Raw genomic sequence first — 18,317 nt, 5'->3', positions numbered from 1 at the left:
TAGGGAGCGTCAATAATTTTGTGTAAATAAATTGTCCTCCTGCAAAATAATTAGTTACTCAGTAAACATTGAAACTAATGTATCGGTTACCTGTTGAAAACCTTTATGGCTTCTGTTTAGAAATTTTTGATTGTATGTATCAAAAATGCTGACTAGAAAGCGTTCTAGTGATTCTTCATTTTGAAACTGCTCTTTTCTACGGCTGTATCTTTTAATTTGCTTATTGAAAGACTCGATTAGATTGGTTGAGTAAATGGTTCTACGAATGCTAGGTGGAAAATCATAAAAAGTTAATAAGTCTTGGTTTTCTATGAGTGACTGCGTCACTTTAGGATAGTTTTTCTTCCATTTCTCAATCATGCCGGATAAGAAGGTATTCGCTTCTTCTTTTGAGTTAGCTTGATAAACAGCCTTAAAGTCATCACAGATTTCTTTTCGGTCTTTGACACGTACTTTATGAGCGATATTACGAGATACATGGATACAACAATGCTGATATTTTGCTTTAGGATAAATTTGATGGATAGTATCTTTCATGCCTTTTAAGCCGTCCGTAATAAAAAGCAAGACTTCTTGAACTCCTCTGGAGTTAATATCCTGTAGCAGCTCATTCCAAACGTATGTTGATTCAGTTGGAGCAATCGCATAACTCAGTACTTCTTTAGTGCCGTCTTCTCGTATACCAATGGCAATATAAATCGCTTCTTTGGATACAGTTTGACGTTTTAGTGGAATGTAAGTAGCGTCCATAAAAATAGCGACATACTTATCATTTAAGGCTCTGGATTTAAAGGCATTTACTTCTTCAGTCAGAACTTTAGTCATGTTGGACATGGTTTGTGGAGTATAGTGATGACCGTACATTTTTTCGATCAAATCAGCAATTTCAGACATCGTAACGCCTTTTTCGAATAAATGGATAATAGTGGTTTCCAATGTATCGTTTGTTCTTTTGTAGGCTGGTAAAGTTTGTTGTTTAAACTCACCATTACGATCTCTAGGTATTTCCAATGTTAATTCACCATATTCGGTTTTGATTGATCGAAAGTAAGAACCGTTTCTCGAATTACCTGAATTAAAACCAGTGCGATCATATTTTTCGTAATCTAAAAAAGCCGTTAATTCAGTCCGTAGGAGTGTGTTTATCGCTTTTTCTAAGTGCGAACGGAATAATTCATTTAAATCGCCTTTAGTGACTAGAGTTTGCACAATTTCTGTAGTAAAATCATTCATAGGGAAGTCCTCTTTTCTGTGAATTGGTTGTCGTTAACTTTATTCTACAGAAGGGACTTCCTTTTTTGTATGGATTTTTTCATTTACACAAAATATTTTATACTCTCAATTTTTACTTGCTTATTTTAGAAAAAATGTTATTCTTTTACCCGTGGTGCTAGTTAATTTTAATATCCTAAAGAATATCTCAAAGTTCCTTCAAAACGTCGTTGTGCTCGACTTAATAGAACACTGTAAGCCAGTAATATGCTTTCAAATCTACTCTCTAGCCCTTTAACAGAACGTGAGTTGAAATTTTGACAACCTAATTTTTCTAAGGAAGAAAAAACAGTCTCAACTGTTTTTCTTTGTTTTCCAAGTAAGCTGTGGTCTAGTTTTTATGATTTATCCATGTTTTTACGTGGCGGAACGGATATAGTAATGCCCTTAAGGGCAAGCTTTTCATGGATTTTATGGCTAATATATCCTCTGTCCCTAGGATATTGGGAAGATTCGCTAGTCTCTAACACTTTCACGTCATGGACACCTGGATTCGTGATTGAGTAAGTAATCGGAAAGCCAGTCTTAGTAACGATCATATGAATTTTAAGACCATAAAAATAAGATTTTTTTGTTGAGTTATAGCCAACTTTGGCTATGTGATTCAATAGTTTTGCTTGTCTATTTCTAACTGGTTTACATAATGGATTAGGAAAACTATCTATAATTCCGACTAGTTCACCTTTGGTGAGCTTCTTGATGAAAAAGTATCGAATAATCTTGATAGTGTAAGCTAAGTTTGAACTTAAGCGAGTGAATCGACTCCTACTAGGAAAGTCACCATTAGGAAATAAGACGGAACAAACCGCTCTATACGTGGCTCTTTGGCTAGTATAGCCATTAATTATGCCCCATACAACACAAGCAATAATCACTGTATCGCGTTGCTTCAGTTGATCAGTATTTCTTCGGTTTTTAATCTTATCTGGTACACAATTGTGGTATATGTTAGAAACAGTTCTCATAATTTCCTTGAATGTTATAAAAGTATCTGTATAATGTTCAGTATATTTTGATGAACGCATATGTAGTCCTCATTTCTTGGGAGTTTTGAGACTACTATATGCGTTTTTTTGTTGATTTACCAACATGTTTAGACATTTTCCTCTAGGAAAAAATTAACTAGCACCACGGGTTATTCTTTTATTTATTCTCAATGTTAGGAGTGATTATTTTGCCATTTATTGCGATTTTATTCGATTTAGTTGCGGCAGCAGCTTATTTTCTCCAATTAAATTATCAAACCTAAGGAATTCTGTTTATTGGAATGGTTTTTCAAGGTGTGATTACCCTTTTGCTTCTTGTCATGATGCTCAGCTATAAAGGAAAAAGATATGCCCGTATTCAAACAAAAGTATTTGTTAAATATGTTTCCATTCGCTATGGGATCATCATTCTTTCCTTTTTAGTGAATGCGATCGTCCTCTTTTTATATGTATTGAATTACTTAGATATCAATCCATTGATTTTTTCTCGATAGATAAGACACATTCAGCGGAACAGTTCCTGCTTATCAGCAGAAAACTGTTCTGCTTTTTCATTTTTCATTGATCTATTCTTCTTTTATTTTCCTAGCATTTCATTTGTGATGTATGCAATAACATGTTATCTTTTATTATATGAATCGTTGAGGAGTCCGTTACATGATTACGTTGGTGAGAGTTTTGTTTTGGGTGCCTGCGGTCGCACTGGTCGCAAGTATTGTTTATCTTATGAATTGAACAAAGAACGGTTTTATTTAGCTATTTTGACTCTTCCGGCTATCTACTTTATGTGGAAAGTTTTTAATTACAACTACTTTGAACCCGATAGTGTTTTTATAGAAGAATTATCAGGACTGGTTTTGTCTTTATTGATCGTCATTCTTTATTTGATACGTTTAAATAAAAAACATTGAGTACTATTGATTGCATGTGTAGCTTTCTATAGTCATTATAACTATTCTACTATAATGAAAGGTGATTAAATGAGTATCGAAGAAACTATTTTACTGGATACTTTACGTTGTCGTCTGAATTTCTTAAGAACTGGCCGATCTTTATCTCAAGTAGCTGTTTCTAACGCGTTAAGTATTCCTTTATTCAAATATCGTAAGTACGAAGAAGGAGAAGAAATTCCAAGCATCATTGAATTAATCTATATCGCTGACTTTTACGATATTTCCGTTGATTACCTAATTGGTCGCTCAGAAACAGCAAGCAGACTTAAGTGATTTTTTCCAGCCTTGGTGCTGGTTTTTTCATTTAACGTCTAAAGTTAACAATCTATATATAAAGGAGATATTTCTATGCGATTATGGCATGAAAAATTGATTTCAAAGCTTCCTCGTCAACAGCTTTTAGGACAACATCGGGAATGCTGTGCATTAAGAGGAAATGGCTGGGGAAAGAAACATGCTACTGTGGATTATGTTTTTCACTATTCTCCTTATAGATTATTCCAATATCATCAGCTTGTCATGGATGAAATGGAAAAACGTGGTTACAGCCCAGCACCAGAGTGGAAAAATCCTATGTATCGTGGCAAATCATGCGAAGCATTTTTTGATTTACCTACTGTAGAGCGCAACGTGCCGATTTATCCGGAACACGATGAAGTTTATCTAGCAGAATGTTTAGCAAATTTGGAGCAAAAAGGAATTTATCTTACCTAATATAACTAGAAAAGCCTTCTATCTCCTCTTACTTCATTAAAAAGCTTTAACCATCTTAGATCAAGCTAAAATGTCGTAAGTTTTAGGGTTATCTTCATCCTCACGTGCAAAACTAAAAGCGTACTCTAGTTTTGGTTCATCGCCAGCTTTCCTAGACATAAATGAACATCTCCTGACGTGGTTTAAAGGTACCGCATCTTCGACGTCTGCATACGATGCACAGCACAGTTTGCTTCTTTTGATCTTTCTTTTGATTTTTCTGTTGCTTCTTCTACACCTTCTTCGATTACTACATCGATGCTTACAATTGCTTCTGCCTAATATTCCCATGCATCGACGATTTAAGCCTCTATAGTCACTGTGATCGTTTCCACATTTTAACTCCTCTGTCGTGGCTTCAGTTGATTTTGTGATCAGTTCAGTTGCTAAGCCAGAGTCAGAACAACCTGCCATTGCTAGCGTTAATATTGATAGTAAAAATAGTTTTTTTATCATAAGGTTACCCCCCTGAAAATAGACTAAAATAATAACGCTTTCTTTTTTGTTTTCAGACGAAAATTAATAATTTCTAAATATTCTCGCGAATTGTAAAATTAAGTTAGAAAAATAAAAAGGCATTTATGGTACACTCAAATTGTATTTCCGACGAAAGAAAACAAAGGAGTGTAACCATAAATGACCTACAAACATCTTACCATAGACGAACTGACAATGATAGAATCATATTATCTTCAACATAATAAGCCGGTTGAAATCGCTAACCGAATGGGACGTGCTATACAAACTATTTATAATGTAGTCAATAAGTTCAAGCAAGGCAAGACTGCTCTTGATTATTGGCACCAGTATAAAGAAAATAAGAAAAAATGTGGGAGAAAAGTCATTCAATTACCTGCTCATGAAGTAGATTACATTAAAGAGAAAGTCACTCTTGGTTGGACGCCTGACGTCATTATCGGGCGAAAAGAAAGGCCTGTTTCATGCGGTATGAGAACACTTTATCGTTTATTTTCTAAAGGAATATTTGATATTGACACACTACCGATGAAAGGTAAAAGAAAACCCAATGGCCATCAGGAAAAACGGGGAAAACAACAGTATCAGCGCTCAATCCATGATCGACCTGATAATTATCCTGATTTCAATTCTGAGTTTGGTCACCTTGAAGGTGATACGATCGTTGGCATTCATCATAAAAGTGCCGTCATTACTTTAGTTGAAAGATTATCTAAAGTCATTATCACGATTAAACCCAACGGCCGTAAGGCATTAGATATTGAAACTGCCCTTAATCAATGGTTTTCTCGCTTCCCTAAAAACTTCTTTAAATCTATTACGTTTGACTGTGGAAAAGAATTTTCTAACTGGAAAGCCATTAGTAACCAACATGATATTGATATATATTTTGCGGACCCTGGAACACCTTCTCAACGCCCATTAAACGAGAACTCTAACGGGATTCTGCGTCGTAATGGACTGCCGAAATCAATGGATTTTAGAGAAGTGAATCAGACATTTATTTCCAGTGTCAGCAATCAACGTAATCATATTCCAAGAAAATCATTGAATTACAGAACACCAATCGAAATATTTTTGAGCTATGTACAAGAAGCATTTTATTCTAGCTTAATTTGACAAATCATATCTTTAAAAAAATTAATAACTATTATGTCTTTTTTAATATATAACACAGTTATTTTTAAAAAATAAGAATGCTAAATCACTTTACAATAACGGCGAAAGCACAAAAAAACAAAAAAATTATTACGTTATTTAAAAAACAGATGAAAGATCAGGTTTTATTAGATCTCATTCTTTCATCACTTGAAGGGATTTAATGAACTACTTTTTCCTCTTTGTCGTTTTTATATACTCGTATTCCTTCAAACAGTAGGATAGCCTCTTTCAATGCTTGATATTTGAACTGTCCGTTACTTAAAAATTTAGATGTGCCGCCCTCTTCCTAGAACATATTCTTTTTTACTTTTTCATTAATTGACAGACCAATCGAACGAAACTGTAAATTTCGATAGGATAATGATTGGTCAAACTCATTCATTTTCAAGACATCTCGTTTCATATTCAAGATAGGAATCTTTTTATCAACATCACTTTATTCGTATTTTCCTCTACCATAAAAGCTTCACGCTCCACAAAATTGTTTTATACACTACTATTCAGCCCATTCAACGACCAATGAATTTTTTCGTACAAAAAAACCGTCTTTTCTTTCGAAAAGACGGTTAAAAGTCAATTTTTATTAAGCTTTAACAATGTTTGTTGCTTGAGGGCCACGTTGACCATCTTCAACATCGTAAGACACTGCTTGGCCTTCTTCTAAAGTTTTGAAGCCGTCACCTTGAATAGCTGAGAAATGTGCAAATACATCATTTCCATCTTCACCAGTGATAAAGCCAAAACCTTTGTCTGCGTTGAACCATTTTACTGTACCGTTATTCATAAATAAATTCCTCCTGATACGTATCAATGTACGTTTTTTCGTTGCAATAAATATTTGATAGGCAAAAGGAGTTTTATCTATGTAGATATATCGCTCAAATTACGTTTCAAAATAGATTACTCATTTAATATATCATGCTTTTTCTAATAACACAAGGATAATGCAATGAAATATAAAATTCATTGTCTTCTATTGTCTTCGAATCGAAGAAAAAGTTGAACAACCGCGTTTGATTCATTTTTTGTTTTCTTGTTTATTTGCTTTTTGACTTTAAAATTTCTTAACTATGAAAACCTTTCAATTGGTGGTATACTTATAAATGGAATTTCGTTATCAACGCGTTCGTTGCCTTTCAGCAAGTATTTAAAGAAAGGAGAATGGCTATGACATTCTATAACAAAGATATACAATATCGAGTAACCTTGGATACAGATTTGAATCTATTTGTCGTTTTTGACAAAGAAAATACCAATCATGTAGCGACAGGTGTTACGATCGAACAAGCAGTGCAAGAATTAAAAAAATTTGCATAAGGAGTGGAAACCCTCATATGGACGATTCTCGTTCTTCTCTTTAAACGCATCTACTGGTAGATAATAGTAGATGCGTTTTGTGTTTGTTCTAAATTGTTCACTACAAATAAGGTAGATACTTCAAAATAAAAAATTACTTCTTTTTCATCTGTTCCCTCAGTCGTGCAGGACAATAAATAAAGAGGACTAGAAAATAGTCCTCTTTATTAGAGATACAACCCTTTACTTTCTAAAAATCGTTTTGCTTGATGCAGGTCATAAAATTCATAGTCTGCTTTATTGGATTCATATAAACTTACATCTACTTTCAACTTATGCTTCCCATTATGATCGGGCAACCCTATCAAATGATCTTTGATGAGAAAAGACAAAATGCCCGCTCGCCTTGCTGCTTCGATCCCTGCAATCGAGTCTTCAAATACAAGTGCTTCACTTGGAGGAATATTCATTTTTGAACAAGCTTTCAAAAAGATTTCTGGTTCCGGTTTTCCTTTTTCCACGTCATCTCCCGAAATGATTTGTTCAAAAAAATCGTATAGATTTTCCATTCTTAAATACATTTCTATTTTCTCGCGTGTATTAGACGAGGCCACGATTGTATGGATTCCTCTTTCTTTTGCAAAAGATAAAATTTCTTCTGCTCCTTTTTTCGTATATACTCTCTTATCTTCTTTCACGATTTTTTCTTTATATTGATTGATTGCTTCTCGCCATTTGATATATGGAACATCTTCTCCGTACAAAATGCCCATTTGTTCTCTTATCGCCATTTCTGTTTGGCCAGTTAGTAAATAATAGACTTCCTTACGCATTTCATAATCATACTTTTGTGCTGATTTTACATAAGCACGATAAGCTAAACGTCCAGTTTCTAATAAAAGGCCATCCATATCAAAGATGAAGAGCTTTGAAATACCACCTTCTTCATATAAATAAAATTGAGGGCCTATTTTCACTTTTAAACCGTTCACCATTTTCTTCATCATCCTTTTATATAGTTGCTCTTTGTCTGGACAGAACGTTCAGGAAGAAGGTGCTGACTGATCTGTTCGACATCTCTGACACATTTTTCACCCATTGCTTCTAAACATTCCCTTGTGTAGGCCGATATATGTGGCGTAATCACTACTTGTTCAAACGCTAAATACGGATGATCTTGACGTCCCGGTTCTTCTTCTAAAACATCTGTGGCATATCCTGCGATCTTTCCACTTTTTAGACCATTAATCATCGCTTCTTCATCAACTAGAGCGCCTCTTGCACTATTAGATAGATAAACATTTTCTTTCATCTGATCGACTTCTTTAGCAGAAATCATGTGATAGTTCTCTTCTGTCAAATTCGCACATAAACAAATGATATCTGGATGTTCCAGTAATTCTTGAAGTTCTACTTTTTTTGCACCAAAGCTTTCGATGTATAAATCTGATTTGTAAGGATCATAAGCTAGAACATCACAGCGAAAACCGTTACGCAAAATTTCGATTACTCCGCTTCCGGTATTTCCTGCACCAATCACACCAACTGTTTTGTTAAACAGCGTCCTACCGACGAACTCCGCCCGATCTTCCCATCGATCGTCCTTGACTCTTGCTTGTGCTTGTGTCGTGCGTCGAAGCATAGACAACAAATTAGTTATATTATTTTCTGCTACAGCATTTCGTTCAACTAAAGCAGGTATGATAGATACGATTGTCTGGTGTTCTTTTGCTGCTTTTAAATCAATATTGTTGTAACCAATACCATGTCGGGAAATCAATAGCAGTTCATCTTTGTTTTCAAAAAAATCTCGTCGAAAAAATGGCGTAACACTTGCAATAATGATATTGAATCCTTTAAGTAACTCCGCTAGTTCTTTTCCTGGAATCTCTTGATCAACAGTAAAGAAATGAACGTCTCCAACTGACTTTAATCTTTCCAAGTGGTGTGGAAAAACTCTTCCGAAACTGCTGGAATTAACGATTGCTATATGATAATCTGGCATTTTACTCACCCTTTTCAACTATTTCATGTCCGCCAAACCCATTTCTTAGTGCTGAAACTACTTTTGCTGAAAAACTATCTTCTTCCTGTGAAAGATTCCTCATGAACAAACTAGTTGCAATTACTGGAACTGGAACAGCCATTTCTAGCGCTGTTTCAACCGTCCATTTTGCTTCACCTGATGCAGAAACGATTCCCCGATAATTACTTAAATTGGGATGTTCGTTTAACTGATCTTCCATGATTTCCATAAGCCAGCCGCGAATCACCGAACCATGATTCCAAACACGTGCGACTTGTTCCAAGTCAAAAGCATACTCACTTTTTTGTACAAGTTGGAATCCTTTACCGATTGCTTGCATCATTCCATATTCGATTCCATTATGGATCATTTTCAAGAAGTGTCCGCTTCCGGATGCACCAGCATACAGATATCCTCTTTCAATTGCTACATCTTTGAATAATTGTTCCACGGATAGAAAAGTTTCTTTATCTCCTCCAATCATTAAGCAGGCTTGATGTCGTGCTCCTTCGATTCCTCCAGAAGTCCCACAACCAAAGTAACCGATTTCATTTTTCTGAAACTCTTCTGCTCGACGGATTGAATCTTTATAATAAAAGTTTCCGCCTTCAATAATAATGTCTCCTGGTCCGAGTTTTGGAAAAAGTTTTCTTAACATGTTTTCGGTTATCTCTCCAGCAGGAAGCATTAACCAGATGATTTTTTTCTGCTCAAAAGTAGCTAGAAATTCAGAGATCTCTTGATAAGCAGGAATGTCATTTTCTCTTGCCTGACTAACAGCTGTACTAGAAATGTCGAGTCCTTGTACTTTGTGATGGTGCTCTTTTAAGTTTAAAGCTAAATTCAATCCCATTTTTCCCAAACCAATTACACCAATTTCCATGATAGCGCCTCCATCTCTTATACCCTCATTATACAAAAAAATATTTTTTGTTTGATTTTTTCCTACTCTCCTTGTATTTTTAACATTAACGAGAACGGAAAAAATGATAATCTTATTATGAAAAGGAGGAATTCTCATGAGCGTCTCCATAAGACTACAAATCAAAACAATGTACAACGACTTCAGCCCAAAAGAACAGGCTATCGCCGATTATATTTTAGAAAATCCAAGCAAAGTAAGTCATAGTCCGATTAGCAATTTAGCAAGTGAACTAGGTATTGCTGACTCTACTTTTTTTCAATTTACAAAAAAACTTGGTTATAATGGATTTAAAGATTTTAAAATGGCCATGTTGATCCAAGAAAATGATCTATCTGCTATTTCTATCCACGAAAATATTCAGAAAACAGATACTGAGCTCACTATGGCGCAAAAGGTGTTCGAGTCTAGTATTTCAACTTTAAATGACACAAAAAAGTTGTTACAACAAAAGGATCTAAAAAAAGCGGCTACTATTATCAATGAATCTAAACGTGTCTATTTTTTCGGTGTTGGCGGTTCAGAGATTGTAGCAACTGACGCTTATCATAAATTTTTGCGTTCCCCTATTGCAACTTCTCACAGCACGGATTACCATATTCAATTGATGGAAGCTTCTTTATTGACGGAAAAAAACTGTGCTGTTTTGATTTCTCACACAGGGCAATCAAAAGAAACAATCCATATTGCTGAAACCGTAAGAAAAACTGGAGCAAAAACAATCGTTATTACTAGCCAAGCTAATTCTTCCCTTGCTAAACTTGGCGATGTCGTTTTTATTTCTATTTCTGAAGAAACAGAATTCCGATCTGAAGCTTTAGCTTCCCGTATTTCTCAACTAAGCATTTTGGACTCTCTATATGTGATTTTGATGTTTTACAACGAAAAAGAATCACGTCGTTCTATCGCTAAAGTTCGACATACGATTTCTGAAATCAAAGAATAGCACCATAACATAAAAAGCGAAAAATCCATAAAACAAAAAAAGCCACTACCAAATATTTGGTAGTGGCTTTTTTGGTTCTGCAAGGGTGGTACAGAACATCAATAGTCGGTGGGTTAGAACGTATGTCATCGCATCTTTGGAGAAGGTTGTATTGGTATTATTCGAGTTACTTGTTAGATGCGATAACAAAGTTAGTATACAGTAGTAAAAAATTTATCTTTTCTTTTTTTTATTATTTTTGTTTCTTACCTGAATAATTCATAGCTCTAAATTTAAGCTATTTTTTTGAACAAAGTGCCTACATTTAAATTAGGCAGATACATTCTTCCAAAATAATGTGTTTTCGAACAGGATATATACGGAAGAAGGCTATAATAAAAATTATTTGTCTATTTAAGGGCAGACTGACCCCTTGGAAAAATAGGTTAAAAATTTTTACGATAACTAGCCTAAATCCATTGCCTAGATCGCCGTAGGCGTTCAAAAACCTTATAAAATTCAGTTTGATACACATGATAACTCGACAGTTTGAGATAGACTTGTCTACCTGTTTTAACGAGTTTTCCGGCAACTTTAAGCAATGTCAATCGTATAGAATGAATCGTCATCCCCCGATTCACTTGTTCAAATCCAATGGTCTTTAAAAAATTGACGAGGTTGTAAGCCAGGACACTGATCATCATTCTGACATGATTTTCCAGGAAACGCGGACTATCTGTTTTGTCAAAATAAAAGCCTGATTTCGCTTCTTTGATGAAATTTTCCATTGTTCCACGCTTGCCGTAAAGAGAGAATATGACTTCAGGCGAGACATTATCGGATAGATTCGTCACAATGAATGCGTGGTGAAAAAGAAGCTCTCCTGCTTCACGGATTGATCGAATACAAACGCGACGGGGTTTTGACCAGGATTGTGCTTGATAAGGGAGTGAAAAATACTGTATTTCTCGGTCTTCCCATTTTTTATTATCCCCATAAAGAACAGAGTGTTCAGCTAACTGACTTAACCTCCGATTGCTCTTTAATCGGATAACGTACTGGCTTTCAGTTGCTTCACAAGATTCATACACCTCTGGTGTGGCGAAGCCGCTGTCACCCCGAACCAATATCTCGGTATGAGGTAACGTGCTCTTGTAGTGGTGTAACAGCGGGTCGATAAAGGCTTTTACCCCTTTAGACGTGTACTGATTGCCTGAACGCAGTTCAGCTTTTAGGAAATCTCCGGTCAATCCGTCAAATGCAACTAATGGGTGATAGCCGTAGGTTTGATAATGGGCATTATAATCTGTTTGTTCTTGGCGTCCAAAGGTATCCAAATGTGTGGAATCGACATCAATGATTAACTCGGTGTCATTGCGAATCAAACGCGCTTTATCAATCAGCGACTGATTTAATGCTTGGAGTTGATCCATGTTCTCCTCGGTGAAACGATCTAAAAACCGTGAGATTGACGATTGTGAGGCCAACTCTTTTTTACCGAGTACAGCTTGAAAGACTGGATCCTGTCTTAATAGATTAGCTGATGAGTCTGCCGAGTACCCAGCAATTAACTGCATAATGAGTTGTTCTAATATCGCTAAGTTATCATGTGTGAAGTAAACACGTTTGTCTTTAATATGGAGCCACTGTTTAGCTACGTGTGAAAAGTCGAAGGTATTCATCACCTCTTTAACTAAGACCAAACCCGAATCACTCGATAAGCGACCACCTGTATGTGAAATAGTCAAATTTGAATTGAATTTTACCTGGTTTTTGTGTAAGCTAGTCATGAGAAGAACTCCTTTCTTATGGTTGGTTTCGACACCTTTACCATATCAGAATGGGGTTCTTTTTGCATCACTTAACAGGTGAAAATGAAAAAGTAAATGAAGACTGCTGTTAGGCAGTTTCAGACGGTTTGAAGTCAAAGTATGAATTATTCAGGTTCTTATTTTCTAAAAAATTAAAAAAAATTTTGGTAAATTAAGTATTTCCTTGATAACACTGGCTTTTGGCCTCATTTTAGGTTATCATTTGTAATTTTATTTCACAGTTGATATGATTGTTATGTAAAATAAAAAAGTTTAGGATACATCGAATTTTTGGGGAAATTCTTTTGGGGGTATCCTAAATCTTTTCTATTATATTCCCATATTTTCTATTATTGGTCTATACGTATGATGGTAAACTTTGTAACTATCTGATTGCTGAATCATTAATTGCTTATCATTAGCCATCTTTGTTTCAAGTTCGCTGGATGATCATTTTATTCACATCCTAACAAACTTGTCACATTTATAGATTCTTAATCTATTTATCATACAATTATAAAAAAGGAGGTGCTGCTTATGAAAGCTATCCATATTTCTTTGCTTTTTTTCGCTAGTGCATTGATTTTATTTGCTATTCATCTTTGTTCCCAGCCTTATATCAATAACAACGGAATATTAGTGGAACCAGCATTCTTTTGCTTACCACTCGGCTTTTTGTCCCTTCTTGCCTCCGCAGGCTTCGGATTTGTTGCTTTTTTTAAACGATCAAAACAAAAAATCTGACTTATAAAATTTACGTAAAAGAGATCGTGACAATAATCGTGTGATATTCCCAAATTTCGAATAAAAGGTGCCCCTTGCCATCTCTAACTCCTCAGTCACAAGTTACAATATTCATAAACCATGAAAAGCTTGTTTATTGAAATTGCTCCTTGTGACTTGGAGCTAAGTGACAGATTACAACCTCTTTTGCATCATAAGACTTTACTCCTTGAAAAACATTACTAACTTTTTATATGTTTCTTGCGCTTGTTTATTGCTGAAATCAAACTGATATTCATGGTTCAAAACAGCATTTTTCTCCGCATAATCTACTTTTGTGACTTTCACCCCCGCTTTCTCAAATACAGAAGTTACTTCTTCCATTTGTTTCGTAAACGTATTTGTATTTCCATCCGTTAAGAATGTGTTTTGCGTCCAACGATCCGCATGTCTGACCAAGGCTAAACTTTTGACCTTCTCTGATTGTTCAAAGTCCTTATTATCAAAGTAAGCCCATCCACATTTTTCATAAAGAAAGCTAGAGATTTTATCACTTACTTGAGTAAATGCAGAAGGATCCAACAGACCAGACAAAGAAATAAACTTCGTAATCTGCTTGTTCTCCAAAGTCGGATCAAGATGATCAGCTTTTTTAATTTCTTCATTTTGAAGTGCTAACAAATATTCTCCACTAATTTGTGCACCTGCCGAATCTCCACCAATCGAAATATTCGACCAATCTGCTTGATCTTTTATCTCTTTTTTAGCTGCTTGAATGGCTTCGTTCAATTGGATAACTGGTGTAGGATGTTTTGCTTCCGGTGATCGTTCATAATCTATATTTACGATGATTTGCTGCGTGTCTGAACATAGATATTCCAAATAATCACGACAATCATTTTTATCCCCTCCTACATATGCGCCTCCATGCATCCAGAAAAGAATCGGTGACTTTTTCTTTTCCACTTTCGGTGTGTAGATATCCATATTATTATTTTTGTATTTTGAAAGATAGGATATTTCTTTTTTTATATCGATTTGTTCGATTTTTTGCTGGAAATCATCTGGTCGGGCATATACTTGTTCTTTTTCACTTGTGTCAAATTGTTTTCTAACAAGCAAGCTAATCGGCTTTGGTGTGATTTGATTAATCAAAAATACAGTGACTAAAATAACTACGATGATAACTGGTACTGCAATCACTATTCGCTTGAACCATTTCATTCATTTACCCTCTCTTTCTTCGCCAAATCCATGTGATAATCGTGCTAACAGATAAAAATCCACCTGAATAAATGAGAAGCGAATGTTTCTTTTCTCCAGTTTTCGGCAACATTCTTTTTTTGCATCTGTCTTTTTTTGTACTTTCACTGTCATCTGAATCGGTTGCGTATCATCACTTGATTGATCCTCTCGAGGTTCATTCTTTCCCTTATTGTCTGCATTCTCTGTCGGATCTTGCTTTTTTGGTGGAGCTACTGGGATTTTTTTGTAATGGTAAATAATAGTTGGTATCGTCTCATTAAAAACCCCTTCAGTCGGTCCTTCAACATTTGCTAATTCGTATCCTTCGAATGTCTTTTGCTCTGTCATATAATTCTCTCCATAAGCTCCGTAAAGCTGGATTTCGTCCTGGTCTTTGAGTAGACTTTTATTGTTTTCATCCACATACTTTACGTTTATCTGATCATGAAACACTACTTTCAAAAAGTCCGTTACATGTTTCGTGTAGGCAGCATGGTCAACTTCCTGTGCCTTTCCATGCCCTGCTCCTTCTACTAATAAAAGATCTTTATACCCTCCTGATAACTCATATAATTTTTGCGCGTTAGACACAGGTACTACATCATCTGCTGTTCCATGGATAATCAATTTAGGCAATGAATCTGACATTCCAATCGTAGGTAGAGCAGCTTTTGTATCCAAATGCATCTCCTGATCAAAATAGTATTGTTTCAAAAGGCCCATAAATAAATATTCATGCTCTTGATCCCCAATGATGTCTAACTGATTTTTTATGGCATCCGGTAGTGCGGGGACTACTGTCCGGTTGTACGTAAAACGTAGTTGTTCATCAATTGATGCAAATCCGCAATTTTCAATAATTCCTTTGACATTGACAGGAATATCTTTCGCTAATACAGACATCATCGTAGCTGCTCCCATCGAACCACCATAAAGTAAAATCTTTTGAGATGGCCGCTCTCGAACTTCTTGATTTATCCAGTAAAGGACGTCATCTGACTCATATTGTCCATAGGTCACATAATCGCCTCCGCTATTACCAGTCGCTCTGGAATCAACAAATAATAAATTATACCCGGCCTTATAAAAATCATTGTATTCTTCTGTAATGATCCCGTTATTCCAATTCCCTCGAAATCCGCCATGGATCATGACTGTTTTATCTGAACCTTGATCGACATAATATGCATATACATTCATCATTTTGCCATCTTGTTTGTTTAGTACAGTTTGATGAAGTTGTTTTGTATTTGGATAGAAGCCTGTGTTTTCTGTAGGCGTTGTCCCATCATCTGTACCTCCAAGCATCGACATCAACACACTGTTTTTTGCAAAAGCGATATCGTACAATAGATAAGTAGCAATCAGATGTTTGATAATCTCTTTATCTACACCATAATCATTAACAGCAAGCTCAGTGACTAATAACTCTATTAATTTTGACTTGATGTCTTCTGTTGGTCCATTAAGTATTTCTGTCATCTGTTTACCGAAGTAATTCAAATATTCTTTACCATTGAAATTTTCACCTTTACCGATATCATCATTTTCTGTCCCATTCTCTTTGTCACTTACTTTAGCAGAAGAGGATTCGTCGTTTGACATTTTTGTAGCTGTTGCTTCTTCTGTTTGTTGGTTATCTGTGGTAGCGGTCGTTTCTTGATCTGTGCTAGTAACAGATGTCTCAGCCGTTGTTTCAGTATTTGTTTCTGTTTGTGAAGTACTCGATTTCGTTTCATTTCCAGCATCAGTAGTTTCTGTGGTTTCTACCTCCCGAGATTCCGATTCGGAAGAAATGCTCTCTCCATATACTGTCCATTGCGGGACGCTTGTACTTACAGCAAATAAGATGACCAACGCTCCCTTTAATACTTGTTTTGTTCTCAAGCTATTCACTCCTTTTTATGTTTCTAGGAGAATTGTATGTAAACGCAAACATTTTTTATACAAAAAATAAATGGTTTATCCCATAAAAATAGAACAGGATTATTTTCTCATTTTACGTAATAAAGCAGAATGGATAAACCAGTATCCATTCTGCTTTTTTTAAACGAAGAAACAACTTATTGCTCCAAAAATGTCAGAAATCGTTTATCCCAAATTTTCTCGTAAAAAGCGATTGTTTCCTTTGCTTTCATAAAAGGATTATCATAAGTTGTCGTTGCTCCTCTACACATCATAAGCTGGTATCCTAATCCATGAGCAAACTTCACAGTCGTATCTATACAATACTCTGCTTGTGCCCCACATAATTCGATCGAATGACAGTCCAATTCAGTTAATAAAACACTCAAATTAGTCTTATAAAATGAATTCGCATGGGTTTTTCTCACAAAATAACTGTGCTCAGGAATAGATAATTCCGACAATATCTCCCATGGTTTTGTTTGTGGCACTAATTGATCATCTTCGTGTTGAACGAAAATAACTGGCTTTCCAATCGTTTCGTATGTTTTGATTCTTTTATTCACTAATGCTGTCACTGTTTCTAATTCGTGTATCGGTGAAGAATCAAAACATACCCCTTTTTGTAAATCGATCACTACTATTGCGTCGGCTGTGTTTGACATACGTATGCCTTCTTTCTTTTTTCTAGTTCTTTCTTCTAATGATGTTTCGTTTACTACTATTTTCCATTTTATGGTTAGAAATCAAAAAAATATATTCCATTTTCTGATTTTTTTATTGGGGTTCCTTTGATAGCATTTCTTATCTCGTTCGTTCCTTTATATGTGACAACATTTTCTTATTTTACACCTATAAATGGCACTTTTCGACTATTTCTTCATGTTATTATTTCATAAATATTTAGCTATTGGAGGAATGTATCATGATTAAATTATATACAGGTTCTGGTTGCTCGTCTTCTAGACGCGCAAAACGTTGGCATGTTTAAAGAAAAACCATTTATAAAAGATATCTTGAAAAGATAGAGAAAACAAAAAACAACCACTTTCAGTTGACTACTGAGCAGTTGTTATCTTATGAAGTAAAAACTATTATACTATCATTCTATCACTAATTCTTTTCTTTATTCTCCATGTCTCTTTTTAAAGCTTTTATGTCGAGTTTTAATAAAATCAATCAATTACTTCTATACTAATAGATCAATGTCCACATCTTTTTGAACCAGTAGGTACCTTACTACTTACTATGAAATTTCTCAAGTATTAAAAACATCAAAAACATATGCTCTGCTGCCTGTATCATAATAATTAAAATAGATACAACTAATTTTTGTTTCTTTCGTCTAAAGGATAATTTTTAGGCAATACATTCTGTTTACTAGCACGTCAAATGACACTAGCGATTATGACTTCAAAACAACTGTTTGTGATTTTTTCTCTTTTAAAACAAGTCACATGTTATATTAAATTCGTAAATACGTATATTACAATTTATTTTAAGAGGCGGACATCAAGAAAAAATATTATTAAAAAGTTTGCTATTATCAACCTTGTTACTAACTTTTGGATCAACAATTCTCCCAACTGGAATTGTTTTTGCTAGCGAACAAAATATCATCAAAAATACTAGTTATTCTAACGATGATAACTTGAATGTATCTATAGAAAAGACGAGAACGGTCGTCTTATGGTAGTAAAAATGGAAACAAAAGCTCGTGCTAATGTTGCAACGTGGGAAGCATGGCAATATCCTCATATTGCTTTAAGTACTGGTATAACAGCTGGAGCTATAAATACTGCCTACTCTAGCAGCTGATTGGACAAATTATGGCAATATCCCAGTAAATGCAGTCGCTCGAC

The 18,317-nt window shown here is 35.1% G+C and carries 14 protein-coding genes and 4 pseudogenes; 8 read left to right on the top strand and 10 right to left on the bottom strand.

Going from position 1 to position 18,317, the window contains the following annotated elements; translation table 11 throughout:
• Positions 1-54: 54 nt before the first annotated feature.
• A complete protein-coding gene (locus tag IGJ87_RS05705; protein ID WP_000997695.1) occupies positions 55-1,233 on the bottom strand; it encodes an IS256-like element ISEf1 family transposase in 1,179 nt (392 codons plus the stop codon).
• A gap of 167 nt (positions 1,234-1,400) precedes the next feature.
• A pseudogene (locus IGJ87_RS05700) lies at positions 1,401-2,297 on the bottom strand (IS982 family transposase).
• A gap of 131 nt (positions 2,298-2,428) precedes the next feature.
• On the opposite strand from IGJ87_RS05700, the pseudogene IGJ87_RS05695 reads away from it, so the two are divergent.
• The 5 genes and pseudogenes from IGJ87_RS05695 to IGJ87_RS05675 all read left to right on the top strand — a co-directional run bounded on the left by IGJ87_RS05695 (position 2,429) and on the right by IGJ87_RS05675 (position 5,560).
• Positions 2,429-2,752 (top strand): annotated as a pseudogene (locus IGJ87_RS05695) (hypothetical protein).
• A 163-nt stretch (positions 2,753-2,915) separates the two neighbouring features.
• Positions 2,916-3,169 (top strand): annotated as a pseudogene (locus IGJ87_RS05690) (hypothetical protein).
• Between the two features lie 69 nt (positions 3,170-3,238).
• Positions 3,239-3,484 carry a helix-turn-helix domain-containing protein gene (locus tag IGJ87_RS05685; protein ID WP_002298680.1) on the top strand — a complete coding sequence of 82 codons (246 nt, stop codon included), beginning with the start codon at positions 3,239-3,241 and terminating at the stop codon, positions 3,482-3,484.
• Between the two features lie 75 nt (positions 3,485-3,559).
• Positions 3,560-3,925, top strand: a complete 366-nt coding sequence (locus IGJ87_RS05680; protein ID WP_002296662.1) for a TIGR02328 family protein — start codon at positions 3,560-3,562, stop codon at positions 3,923-3,925.
• A gap of 675 nt (positions 3,926-4,600) precedes the next feature.
• A complete protein-coding gene (locus tag IGJ87_RS05675; protein ID WP_002293280.1) occupies positions 4,601-5,560 on the top strand; it encodes an IS30-like element IS6770 family transposase in 960 nt (319 codons plus the stop codon).
• Between the two features lie 625 nt (positions 5,561-6,185).
• Here the strand turns inward: IGJ87_RS05675 and IGJ87_RS05670 are convergent.
• Complete coding sequence (locus IGJ87_RS05670; RefSeq protein WP_002293303.1) at positions 6,186-6,386, bottom strand: cold-shock protein; 201 nt, start codon at positions 6,384-6,386, stop codon at positions 6,186-6,188.
• 383 nt (positions 6,387-6,769) lie between these two features.
• Between IGJ87_RS05670 and IGJ87_RS05665 the strand changes: the two genes are divergently transcribed.
• On the top strand, positions 6,770-6,919 hold the full coding sequence (locus IGJ87_RS05665; RefSeq protein WP_002318983.1) for a hypothetical protein: 150 nt from the start codon (positions 6,770-6,772) through the stop codon (positions 6,917-6,919).
• Positions 6,920-7,125: 206 nt separating this feature from the next.
• Here the strand turns inward: IGJ87_RS05665 and IGJ87_RS05660 are convergent, their stop codons facing one another.
• Genes IGJ87_RS05660 through gnd form a run of 3 tightly spaced genes read right to left on the bottom strand, consistent with a single transcriptional unit; the run spans position 7,126 to position 9,807 of the window.
• Positions 7,126-7,893: an HAD family hydrolase gene (locus tag IGJ87_RS05660; protein ID WP_002298686.1), complete on the bottom strand. Its 768-nt coding sequence runs from the start codon at positions 7,891-7,893 to the stop codon at positions 7,126-7,128.
• An 8-nt stretch (positions 7,894-7,901) separates the two neighbouring features.
• Positions 7,902-8,903, bottom strand: coding sequence for a D-isomer specific 2-hydroxyacid dehydrogenase family protein (locus IGJ87_RS05655; protein ID WP_002325732.1), 1,002 nt, complete (start codon positions 8,901-8,903; stop codon positions 7,902-7,904).
• Between the two features lies 1 nt (position 8,904).
• Positions 8,905-9,807 carry a phosphogluconate dehydrogenase (NAD(+)-dependent, decarboxylating) gene (gnd, locus tag IGJ87_RS05650; protein WP_002325733.1) on the bottom strand — a complete coding sequence of 301 codons (903 nt, stop codon included), beginning with the start codon at positions 9,805-9,807 and terminating at the stop codon, positions 8,905-8,907.
• 136 nt (positions 9,808-9,943) lie between these two features.
• Between gnd and IGJ87_RS05645 the strand changes: the two genes are divergently transcribed.
• On the top strand, positions 9,944-10,792 hold the full coding sequence (locus tag IGJ87_RS05645; RefSeq protein WP_002298689.1) for a MurR/RpiR family transcriptional regulator: 849 nt from the start codon (positions 9,944-9,946) through the stop codon (positions 10,790-10,792).
• A 449-nt stretch (positions 10,793-11,241) separates the two neighbouring features.
• On the opposite strand, the gene IGJ87_RS05640 is transcribed toward IGJ87_RS05645, so the two are convergent.
• Positions 11,242-12,561 carry an IS1380 family transposase gene (locus IGJ87_RS05640; RefSeq protein WP_002292716.1) on the bottom strand — a complete coding sequence of 440 codons (1,320 nt, stop codon included), beginning with the start codon at positions 12,559-12,561 and terminating at the stop codon, positions 11,242-11,244.
• Between the two features lie 558 nt (positions 12,562-13,119).
• On the opposite strand from IGJ87_RS05640, the gene IGJ87_RS05635 reads away from it, so the two are divergent.
• Positions 13,120-13,326: a DUF3955 domain-containing protein gene (locus tag IGJ87_RS05635; RefSeq protein WP_002298690.1), complete on the top strand. Its 207-nt coding sequence runs from the start codon at positions 13,120-13,122 to the stop codon at positions 13,324-13,326.
• Positions 13,327-13,527: 201 nt separating this feature from the next.
• Here IGJ87_RS05635 and IGJ87_RS05630 read toward each other — a convergent pair whose 3' ends face one another.
• From IGJ87_RS05630 to IGJ87_RS05620, 3 genes and pseudogenes are all read right to left on the bottom strand, one after another.
• Complete coding sequence (locus IGJ87_RS05630; RefSeq protein WP_002325734.1) at positions 13,528-14,529, bottom strand: alpha/beta hydrolase; 1,002 nt, start codon at positions 14,527-14,529, stop codon at positions 13,528-13,530.
• A 4-nt stretch (positions 14,530-14,533) separates the two neighbouring features.
• A pseudogene (locus tag IGJ87_RS05625) lies at positions 14,534-16,446 on the bottom strand (alpha/beta fold hydrolase).
• A 167-nt stretch (positions 16,447-16,613) separates the two neighbouring features.
• Positions 16,614-17,120 (bottom strand): cysteine hydrolase family protein, encoded by a 507-nt coding sequence (locus IGJ87_RS05620; RefSeq protein WP_002298694.1) that lies wholly within the window; start codon positions 17,118-17,120, stop codon positions 16,614-16,616.
• Positions 17,121-18,317: the final 1,197 nt, after the last annotated feature.

This window comes from Enterococcus sp. DIV1411a (assembly GCF_050531945.1).
Classification (GTDB): domain Bacteria; phylum Bacillota; class Bacilli; order Lactobacillales; family Enterococcaceae; genus Enterococcus_B; species Enterococcus_B faecium.
The sequence above is the reverse complement of the archived record's forward strand: the minus strand, read 5'-3'. Positions and strand labels throughout refer to the sequence as shown.

Bases quoted from the DNA above. Each gene is read 5' to 3' on its own strand.
- IGJ87_RS05640 (WP_002292716.1), bottom strand. From the start codon at position 12,561: ATGACTAGCTTACACAAAAACCAGGTAAAATTCAATTCAAATTTGACT.
- IGJ87_RS05630 (WP_002325734.1), bottom strand. From the start codon at position 14,529: ATGAAATGGTTCAAGCGAATAGTGATTGCAGTACCAGTTATCATCGTA.
- IGJ87_RS05680 (WP_002296662.1), top strand. From the start codon at position 3,560: ATGCGATTATGGCATGAAAAATTGATTTCAAAGCTTCCTCGTCAACAG.
- IGJ87_RS05645 (WP_002298689.1), top strand. From the start codon at position 9,944: ATGAGCGTCTCCATAAGACTACAAATCAAAACAATGTACAACGACTTC.
- IGJ87_RS05675 (WP_002293280.1), top strand. From the start codon at position 4,601: ATGACCTACAAACATCTTACCATAGACGAACTGACAATGATAGAATCA.
- IGJ87_RS05670 (WP_002293303.1), bottom strand. From the start codon at position 6,386: ATGAATAACGGTACAGTAAAATGGTTCAACGCAGACAAAGGTTTTGGC.
- IGJ87_RS05660 (WP_002298686.1), bottom strand. From the start codon at position 7,893: ATGGTGAACGGTTTAAAAGTGAAAATAGGCCCTCAATTTTATTTATAT.
- IGJ87_RS05705 (WP_000997695.1), bottom strand. From the start codon at position 1,233: ATGAATGATTTTACTACAGAAATTGTGCAAACTCTAGTCACTAAAGGC.
- IGJ87_RS05685 (WP_002298680.1), top strand. From the start codon at position 3,239: ATGAGTATCGAAGAAACTATTTTACTGGATACTTTACGTTGTCGTCTG.
- IGJ87_RS05655 (WP_002325732.1), bottom strand. From the start codon at position 8,903: ATGCCAGATTATCATATAGCAATCGTTAATTCCAGCAGTTTCGGAAGA.
- IGJ87_RS05635 (WP_002298690.1), top strand. From the start codon at position 13,120: ATGAAAGCTATCCATATTTCTTTGCTTTTTTTCGCTAGTGCATTGATT.
- IGJ87_RS05620 (WP_002298694.1), bottom strand. From the start codon at position 17,120: ATGTCAAACACAGCCGACGCAATAGTAGTGATCGATTTACAAAAAGGG.
- gnd (WP_002325733.1), bottom strand. From the start codon at position 9,807: ATGGAAATTGGTGTAATTGGTTTGGGAAAAATGGGATTGAATTTAGCT.
- IGJ87_RS05665 (WP_002318983.1), top strand. From the start codon at position 6,770: ATGACATTCTATAACAAAGATATACAATATCGAGTAACCTTGGATACA.